An 8385-nucleotide genomic window follows, 5' to 3' on the forward strand; every position below is an offset into this window, starting at 1 on the left:
GTCTGCGGGGGTTAGGCGGTCCGCGGCGGAGGCGTACGGGAATCGAACCCGCCGTCCCGAGATCCTCGGGACCATCGGCTTTGAAGGCCGGGGAGGCCACCAGGCGCTCACACGCCTCCGCCGGTGATCTTAGCCGGTGTAGAGGTCGTCGATGGACGCGGAGTACTTGGTGTGGACGACCCGGCGCTTGAGCTTGAGCGTCGGGGTGAGCTCCTCGCTCTCGGCGGTCCATTCGGCGGGGAGCAGGCGCCACTTCTTGACCTGCTGGACGCGGGCCAGGCGGGCGTTGGCGTCCTCGACGGCCTTGGCGACCTCGTCGAGGACGAGGGGGTTGTCGGCCAGGGCGGCGAGGTCGGTGGTGTCGATGCCGTGGGCGGCCGCCCAGACGGGGGCGACCTCGCCGTCGAGGGTGATGAGGGCGACGACGTAGGGGCGGCGGTCGCCGAAGGCGAGGGCCTGGCCGATGAGCGGGTGCTCCTTGAGGTGGTTCTCGATCAGGGACGGGGCGATGTTCTCGCCGCCGGCGGTGATGATGAGCTCCTTCTTGCGGTCGACGACGGTGAGGAAGCCGTCGGCGTCCAGGCGGCCGACGTCGCCGGTGCGGACCCAGCCGCCGGAGTCGATGAGTTCGGCGGTCGCGTCCGGGCGGTGCAGGTAGCCGGGGGTGCAGGTGGCGCCGCGGACCATGATCTCGCCGTCGTCGGCGAGTTTCAGCTCGACGCCCTCGAAGGGGCGGCCGACGGTGCCGAGCTTGAAGGAGTCCGCCAGGTTGGCGGTGATGGCGCCGGTGGTCTCCGTCATCCCGTAGGCGTCGAAGATCTTCAGGCCGAGGCCGGCGAAGAAGCGGGCGACCTCGACGGGCAGCGGAGCGGCGGCGCTGGACGCCTGGAGGACGCGGTCCAGGCCCAGCATGGCGCGCATGGGGGTGAGGACCGCCGCGTTCGCCTTCTCGAAGGCCTCGGTGACCTCGGGGGTGAGCGTGTTGCCGAACTCCTGCGCGGTCACGTAGGCGCGGCCGGCGTCGAGGGCGGCGGCGACGGCCTGCTTCTTCGCCTCGTCCTGCTCGGCGGACAGGACGGCCTGGATGCCGGCCATGATCTTCTCCCAGACGCGGGGGACGCCGAAGAAGGAGTGCGGGCGCACCTCGCCGAGGACGCCGGTGAGCTGGGCCGGGTCCGGGCAGAAGTGGATGTGGGAGGCGAGCCGGACCGGCAGGTAGTAGCTGAGCACGCGGTCGGCGATGTGGGCGAACGGCAGGTAGGAGACGCCGGACGGGTGGTCGGGCAGGACCGAGCTGCGCTTCACCATCGCGGCCTCGTGCAGCACCATCGAGTGCGTGATCAGGACGCCCTTGGGGTCGCCCGTGGTGCCGGAGGTGTACAGGAGGGTGACGGTGTCGCCGGGCTTGACCGCCTGCCAGCGGCGGTCGATGGCGCCGGGGTCGGCGGCGAGTTCCTTGCGGCCGAGCTCGGTGAAGGCGTCCCAGGTGAGGTACCGGTCGCCGGCCGGGCAGTCGTCCGCCTCCACCACGATGATCTTGCGGAGGTGGGGAAGCTGGTCGAGGACGGGCTGCCAGCGGTCGAGCTGGTCCTTGCCGTTGAGGACGGCGTACTTGGCCGCGCAGTGCCCGGCGACGAAGGCGACCTGGTCGGGTGCGAGCGTGGCGTACACGGTGGTGGGCGTTCCGCCCGCGTGGACGGCGCCGAGGTCGGCCAGGATGTGCTCGGACCGGTTCGGCATCATCAGCGCGACCACGTCGCCCGGCTCGAGGCCCAGGGCGGCGAAGCCCGCCGCCGTCTCCAGTGCCCGGGTGCGGGTCTCGGCCCATGTCAGCGTCCTCCAGCCGCCGTCACCGCGGTCGGAGTAGGCCGGCAGGTCGCCGTGCCGCTCGGCGGTGCCGGCGAGGCTGGTGCAGATCGTCTGTCCCGCAAGGGCCTTGCCGAGTTCGGTCTCCCGTCCTCCAGCCCCCGCCCGCCGCCGACCAATCGACGAGCTCCGCTCGGCCGGTTCTTCCTGGATCCCCATGTCGCCCCTTAGTAAGTGATGACTTGCAGACTCGAATCGCACCATGCCGAACATCGTTCGGACAAGTGTTTCCGGGATTTCCGGGCTGGTCGGGGCGCGATCTCGGCCCTCGGTGACCGCCCCCGTACTGTCCGTTTCTTGATCATTTGGGTTAGTTGTGTGTTAAATCTTCCGGTGACCCCCCTCGCCCCCGTCGCCCGCCTCACGCAGTACGCGCACGGCGGCGGCTGCGCGTCCAAGATCCCCGCGGCGGAGCTGGAACGGGTGGTGACCGGCCTCACCGGCGGGGGCGAGGCGCTCCTGCTGGGCGGTCCCGACGGCGACGACGCGGCCGTGCTGCGGATCAAGGGCGGCCGGGCGGTGGTGTCCACCGCCGACTTCTCCACCCCCGTCGTCGACGACGCCTACGACTGGGGGCGCATCGCCGCCGCCAACGCCCTCTCGGACGTCTACGCGATCGGCGGCGAGCCGCTGATGGCCCTCAACCTGCTCGGCTGGCCCCGCGACGCGCTGCCCGCCGAACTGGCCCGCGAGGTGATGCGCGGCGGCCGGGACGTCGCGGCGCTCGCGGGCTGCCCGATCGCCGGCGGGCACAGCGTCGACGACCCCGAGCCCAAGTACGGCCTCGCCGTGACCGGCGTCGCCGACCCGGACCGGCTGCTGCGCCTGGACGGCGCGCGCCCCGGCGTCCCGCTGTCGCTGACCAAGCCGCTCGGCATCGGGGTGCTCAACGCCCGCCACAAGGCGACCGGGGAGGTGTTCCCGCACGCGGTCGAGACGATGACGGCGCTCAACGCGGACGCGGGGCTGGCCGCACTGGAACGCGGTGTCACCGGCGCGACCGACGTCACCGGGTTCGGGCTGCTCGGCCACCTCTACAAGATGGCGCGGGCGAGCGGCGTCACGGCCGTCGTGAACGCCTCCGCCGTCCCGTATCTGGACGGCGCGCGGGCCGCGGTGCGGGACGGCTTCGTCCCCGGCGGAACGCGGCGCAACCTGTCGTGGGTGTCCCCGCACTCCGACTTCCGCCGGATCGCCGAGGAGGAGCGGCTGCTGCTGGCCGACGCGCAGACCTCCGGCGGCCTGCTGATCGCCGGTGAGATCCCCGGTGCGCCCGTCATCGGCGAGCTGATCGCCCCGGGCCGCCGCACGCTCCTCGTCCGCTGACCCCGCGCCGGCCTCCCGCGCGGCGCCGTGCCGGTGTCGCCGACCACGACACGGGTAGGGGACCGCCGTGACCGGGGAACGCACATGACCATCGGCGGGCTCGCCGCGGCCGCCGTCCTCGGCGCGGCCGTCGGGGTGCTGGGCCGGCTGGTCGCGCCCGGCAGGGAGAGCATGCCGGTCTGGCTCACCATCGCGGCCGGCATCGTCGCGGCGTTCGCCGGGACGGGCCTGGCCCAGCTGTTCGGCCTGACGGAAGGCGGCTGGAGCCTCTGGGAGACGATCTTCCAGCTCGTGCTCGCCGCGGTCGGCGTCTTCCTGGTGGCGGCGTGCTGGCCCAAGCGGACCCGCTCCTAGCGGGCCACGGCGGATCGCCCTACGTCGGCTTCCGCAGCACGGGACGCAGCGTGTCCAGAACGCCGGGGTCCTCGATCGTGGACGGGACGGTGACCTCCTGCCCGTCGGCGATGCCCCGCATCACGCCCCGCAGGATCTTGCCCGAGCGGGTCTTCGGCAGCCCCGGGACGACGGTGACCTCCTTGAGGGAGGCGACGGGACCGACCTGGTCGCGCACCATCTGGACCAGTTCCGGGCACAGCTCCTCCGGCTCGGCCAGGACGCCGCTCTTGAGCACCACCAGCCCGCGCGGGACCTGCCCCTTCAGGGAGTCCTGGACGCCGATGACCGCGCATTCGGCGACGGCCGGGTGGGACGCGATGACCTCCTCCATCGTCCCGGTGGACAGCCGGTGCCCCGCCACGTTGATCACGTCGTCGGTGCGGCCCATCACCCACACGTAGCCGTCCTCGTCGATGTGCCCGCCGTCGCCGGTCAGGTAGTGCCCGGGGAAGCGGGTCAGGTACGACTCGACGAACCGCTCGTCGTCCTGCCACAGCGTGGGCAGCGTGCCGGGCGGCAGCGGCAGCCGGATCGCGATGTCGCCGTCCGCCCCCGGCGGGGCGGGCGAACCGTCGGGGGCGAGGATCCGGACGTCGTACCCGGGGACCGGCACCGACGGGGACCCGGCTTTGACCGCCATGGGCTCCAGCCCGCGCAGGTTCGCCACGATGGGCCAGCCGGTCTCGGTCTGCCACCAGTGGTCGATGACCGGGCGGTCCAGGACGCGCGACGCCCACCGGTAGGTGTCGGGGTCGAGGCGCTCCCCGGCGAGGAACAGCGTGTCCAGCGCCGACAGGTCGTGGCCGGCGAGCAGCGCGCCCTCCGGGTCCTCCTTCTTGACGGCGCGGATCGCGGTCGGCGCGGTGAACAGCGCCTTGACCCGGTGCTGCGCCGCGACGCGCCAGAACGCGCCCGCGTCGGGCGTCCCCACGGGCTTGCCCTCGTACAGGACGGTCGTGCAGCCGGTGAGCAGCGGCGCGTACACGATGTAGGAGTGCCCGACGACCCATCCCACGTCGGACGCGGCCCAGAACACGTCGCCCGGCCCCACGCCGAACACGTTCTCCATCGACCAGCGCAGCGCGACCGCGTGCCCGCCGTTGTCGCGGACGACGCCCTTCGGCCGCCCGGTCGTCCCGGACGTGTACAGGATGTAGAGCGGGTCGGTGGCGGCGACGGGCACGCACTCGGCGGGCGCGGCGGCCGCGACCGCCTCGTCCCATTCGACGTCGCGCGGCCGGACGAGGTCCGCGTGCAGCTGCTCGCGCTGGCGGATCACGCACCGGTCGACCTTGTGCTTGGCCAGCTCCAGGGCCTGGTCGAGCAGCGGCTTGTAGGGGACGATCCGGCCCGCCTCGACGCCGCAGGACGCCGACACGACCGCCTTGGGCCGGGCGTCGTCGATGCGGACGGCCAGCTCGCGCGCCGCGAACCCGCCGAAGACGACCGAGTGCACCGCGCCGAGCCGCGCGCACGCCAGCATCGCCACGACCGCCTCGGGCACCATCGGCAGGTAGATGACCACCCGGTCGCCGCGGTCGACGCCCTGGGCGCGCAGCGCCCCGGCGAACCGCGCGACGAGATCGGTCAGCTCGCCGTAGGTGTAGGTCCGCACGGTCTCGGTGACGGGGCTGTCGTAGATCAGCGCCGGCTGGTCGCCGCGACCCTCCTCGACATGCCGGTCCAGCGCGTTGTCGCAGGTGTTCAGCTCCCCGCCGGTGAACCAGCGGTAGAACGGCGGCGCTCCGTCGTCCAGCACCCGGTCCGGCGGGACGAGCCAGCGCACGTCCCGAGCCGCCAGGCCCCAGAACCGGGTCGGATCGGCGATGCTGCGTTCGTACGCGGCCGCGTAGGCGCCCATGTCGTCCTCCCGGTTGCGGGTTCCTGACCCGGTTACGATCCGGCCCTGGGGGCGATTTCGGCCCGGACTGCGATTCGGGCCGCATCCCTATAGGGCATGGCCCGGACGCGATTCGTCAAGGCCCCGCGCCGCGGCTTTCTGGACAGGACCCCGCCGGAACGGGGGTCAGTCGGAGTGGCGCAGGCCGTGGACGACGGCGATGACCGCGGCCACCCCCGAGGCCGCGGCGACGACCCAGAAGCACAGCTCGTACGCGCCGAGGGCGGGGATGTCGGTTCCGGCGATGACGTGCCCGGCGAGCACGGACGCGGTGGCCGCGCCGGCGATGCTGCCGCCGGTGGTGCGCACGAGCGAGTTGATGCCGCTGGCGATGCCGCTCTGGTCCATCGGGACGTGCTGGATGGCGAGCGTGCCGAGCGCCGCGTACGCGATGCCGAACCCGACGCCCTGGATGGAGCTGAACGCGAGCATGTCGTAGGCGTGCGAGTTGGACACCGCCAGCCACACGTAGCACAGCCCCGCGAACGCCGACCCGATGGCCAGCGTGAAGGCGGGGCCGATCCGGGCGGCGATCCGGCCGGCGCTGAAGGAGAAGGCCAGCATCGTGACCGTGTTCGGCAGCATGTAGAGCCCGACGTCCAGGACCGAGCCGTCGAGCCCGTACCCGACCTCGTCCGGGCTCGCCTGCACGAAGCCCGCGATCAGCGTGAACGCCGCGAACATCGAGAAGCCGAGCAGGGCCGAGACGACGTTGGCCGACAGCGACCGCGGGCCGAACAGCAGGTTCAGCCGCACCAGCGGGGCGCGGACGCGCCGCTCGACCACGATCCAGGTGGCGCAGAGCGCGGCGGCGGCCCCGAACAGCCCGAGGACGCCCCCGGACGTCCAGCCCCACGTGTTGCCCTGGCTGATGCCGAGCAGCAGGCAGATCAGCCAGCCGGCGAGGAGGGCCACGCCCGGGTAGTCGGGCCGGCCGCCGGCGCGGACGCCCACGTCCCGGGCGGCGGCCGCGACGAGCGCCAGCCCGGCGGCGGCCATGGCGGCGGCGATCCAGAACACCGGCCGGTAGCTGTCGGTGCGGTCGGCGATCAGCCCGGTCACGATCATGCCGGCGCTGCCGCCGGCGCCCATGGTGGCGCTGACGACGCCGATCGCCGTGGTCACCTTCTCGCGCGGGAAGGTGTCCCTGATCATGCCGATGGCCAGCGGGATCATCGCGGCCGAGACGCCCTGCAGGGCGCGCCCTGCGATCAGCACGACGAGCGAGCCGGACAGCGCGCACACCACCGAACCGGCCATCAGCAGGGCGAGGGCGAGCAGGATCATCCGCTTCTTGCCGTACATGTCGCCGAACCGCGTCAGCAGCGGGGTGGCGACCGCACCGGCCAGCAGGGACGCGGTGAACACCCACGTCACGTCGGTGATCGGGGCGTCGAACCGGGTCATGAGCTGGGGCAGCAGCGGGAGCACCAGGGTCTGCTGCACCGCCACCGTCATCCCGGCGAACGCCAGGGCCAGCAGCGTGCGGCCGGTGCGGCCGTTCTCCGCGGCCGGGCGTCCGGGCGTCTCGCGCGCCGTGGTAGGGGCGCCGGTCATGCGCAACCTCCATCGGCCGGTCGAGGGGAGCCGGCCGAAAGGCGATCTTACCGTTACTTAAGTTAAGTAATGGTGGGCGGTAGGGTGAGTGCCATGTCATCACCGGTGCCGCCGGACTCGCCGGACGACGTCGTGGAGATCGAGCACGCGATCAGCCGGGTGGCGCACATGCTGACCCGGTTCAGGCAGCACGACCGCACGGTCGTCGTCGCCGCGGGCGTCCCGGTCGACCGGGCGGCCGTCCCGCTGCTGCGCGCCCTCGCCGCGAACGGCGGCCCGATGCGCCCGGGGGAGCTGGCCGCCCGGCTGGCGGTGGAGGCGCCGCACGTCACGCGGCAGGTGCAGCGGCTGGAGCGGGCCGGGTACGTCGAGCGGGTGCCCGACCCCGACGACCGGCGGTGCCAGCGGGTCCGGCTCAGCGGATCCGGGCTGGAGGCGGTCGAGAGCATCCGCGCGTCCGGCCGGCGCTGGATCTCCGAGGCCCTCGCCGCGTGGTCGCCCGCCGACCGCGAGCGGCTGGCCGGGCTCGTGAACCGGATGGTCGACGACTTCGGATCCCACCTCGACGCCGCGGGCTCCGGCTCCGACTCCGGCGCGGGCTCCGGTGCCGATGCCGGTGCCGGTGTGCAGGCGCGGCCCGGCAATGCCGGGTCCGGCCGGAGCTGAACCGATGACGATTTCTCCTCGTTTGTGGTTTACGTGAGATCAGTGAGAGTTTCCAGGCCGGGCTGTGGGCCGGGTCGGGTTTTGCGTCGAGCCCGGGCGTCCCTAGGGTTACCTTTCGTGGACCTTCGTCTGCACCATCCCCTCGATGTTCTCCCCCGCACGGCGTGCCGCCGCGCGGCCCTGCGCGTCCCGCCCCGGGAGGGACGCTGATGCAGGTCGTCGCCACCGCCGGCCACGGCGGGCACGGCAAGTCGGCGCTCGTGCGTGCCCTCACCGGCAAGGAGCCCGAGGAGCCGGGCGCGTGGACGGAGCTGCCCTCCGGACGGCGCGTGGCGTTCGTGGACGCCCCCGGCGACGAGCGTTCCGTCCCGGCCATGCTCGCGGGCGCCGCGCCCGCCCCCGCCGTGCTGCTGGCCGTCGCCGCCGACGAGGGCTGGATGCCGCAGACGGCGGAGCACCTGGAGGCCCTCGGCGCGCTCGGCGTCCGGTTCGGCGTCCTCGCCGTCACCAAGGCCGACGCCGCCGACCCGAAACTCGCGCTGCGCCAGGCCCGCGACCGGCTCGCCGGGACCGCGCTGCGCGGCGTCGAGGCGGTCGCCGTCAGCTCCGCCACCGGCGGCGGGCTGGACGACCTGGCCGCCGCGCTGGACCGGCTCGCCGCCCGCCTCCCCGTC

Annotated in this window: 7 protein-coding genes and 1 tRNA gene; 4 read left to right on the top strand and 4 right to left on the bottom strand. The window is 73.4% G+C overall.

Translation table 11 applies throughout. The features are described 5' to 3' along the window. Positions 1–26: 26 nt before the first annotated feature. Both E1285_RS40965 and E1285_RS40970 read right to left on the bottom strand, forming a co-directional pair. Positions 27–119, bottom strand: a tRNA-Sec gene (locus E1285_RS40965). 10 nt (positions 120–129) lie between these two features. After that, positions 130–2025: an AMP-dependent synthetase/ligase gene (locus E1285_RS40970; protein WP_132159997.1), complete on the bottom strand. Its 1896-nt coding sequence runs from the start codon at positions 2023–2025 to the stop codon at positions 130–132. A gap of 174 nt (positions 2026–2199) precedes the next feature. On the opposite strand from E1285_RS40970, the gene selD reads away from it, so the two are divergent. Together selD and E1285_RS40980 are read left to right on the top strand one after the other, a co-directional pair. Next, the gene (gene selD, locus E1285_RS40975; protein WP_243723408.1) at positions 2200–3192 is read left to right on the top strand and encodes a selenide, water dikinase SelD; all 993 of its coding nucleotides are present in this window, start codon (positions 2200–2202) and stop codon (positions 3190–3192) included. 84 nt (positions 3193–3276) lie between these two features. Beyond that, a complete protein-coding gene (locus tag E1285_RS40980) occupies positions 3277–3546 on the top strand; it encodes a GlsB/YeaQ/YmgE family stress response membrane protein (RefSeq protein WP_132159999.1) in 270 nt (89 codons plus the stop codon). A gap of 19 nt (positions 3547–3565) precedes the next feature. Here the strand turns inward: E1285_RS40980 and E1285_RS40985 are convergent, their stop codons facing one another. Together E1285_RS40985 and E1285_RS40990 are read right to left on the bottom strand one after the other, a co-directional pair. Further along, complete coding sequence (locus E1285_RS40985) at positions 3566–5449, bottom strand: propionyl-CoA synthetase (protein ID WP_132160001.1); 1884 nt, start codon at positions 5447–5449, stop codon at positions 3566–3568. 165 nt (positions 5450–5614) lie between these two features. Continuing rightward, entirely contained in the window at positions 5615–7045 is a 1431-nt protein-coding gene (locus tag E1285_RS40990; RefSeq protein ID WP_132160003.1) for an MFS transporter, read from the bottom strand. A gap of 93 nt (positions 7046–7138) precedes the next feature. Here E1285_RS40990 and E1285_RS40995 point away from each other — a divergent pair, with 93 nt between their 5' ends. Continuing rightward, complete coding sequence (locus E1285_RS40995) at positions 7139–7711, top strand: MarR family transcriptional regulator (RefSeq protein ID WP_132160005.1); 573 nt, start codon at positions 7139–7141, stop codon at positions 7709–7711. 209 nt (positions 7712–7920) lie between these two features. Then, the coding region (locus E1285_RS41000) for a GTP-binding protein (protein ID WP_243723409.1) at positions 7921–8385 on the top strand (465 nt) is incomplete at its 3' end.

The sequence above is a fragment of the Actinomadura sp. 7K507 genome (genome assembly GCF_004348425.1).
Lineage (GTDB): Bacteria > Actinomycetota > Actinomycetes > Streptosporangiales > Streptosporangiaceae > Spirillospora.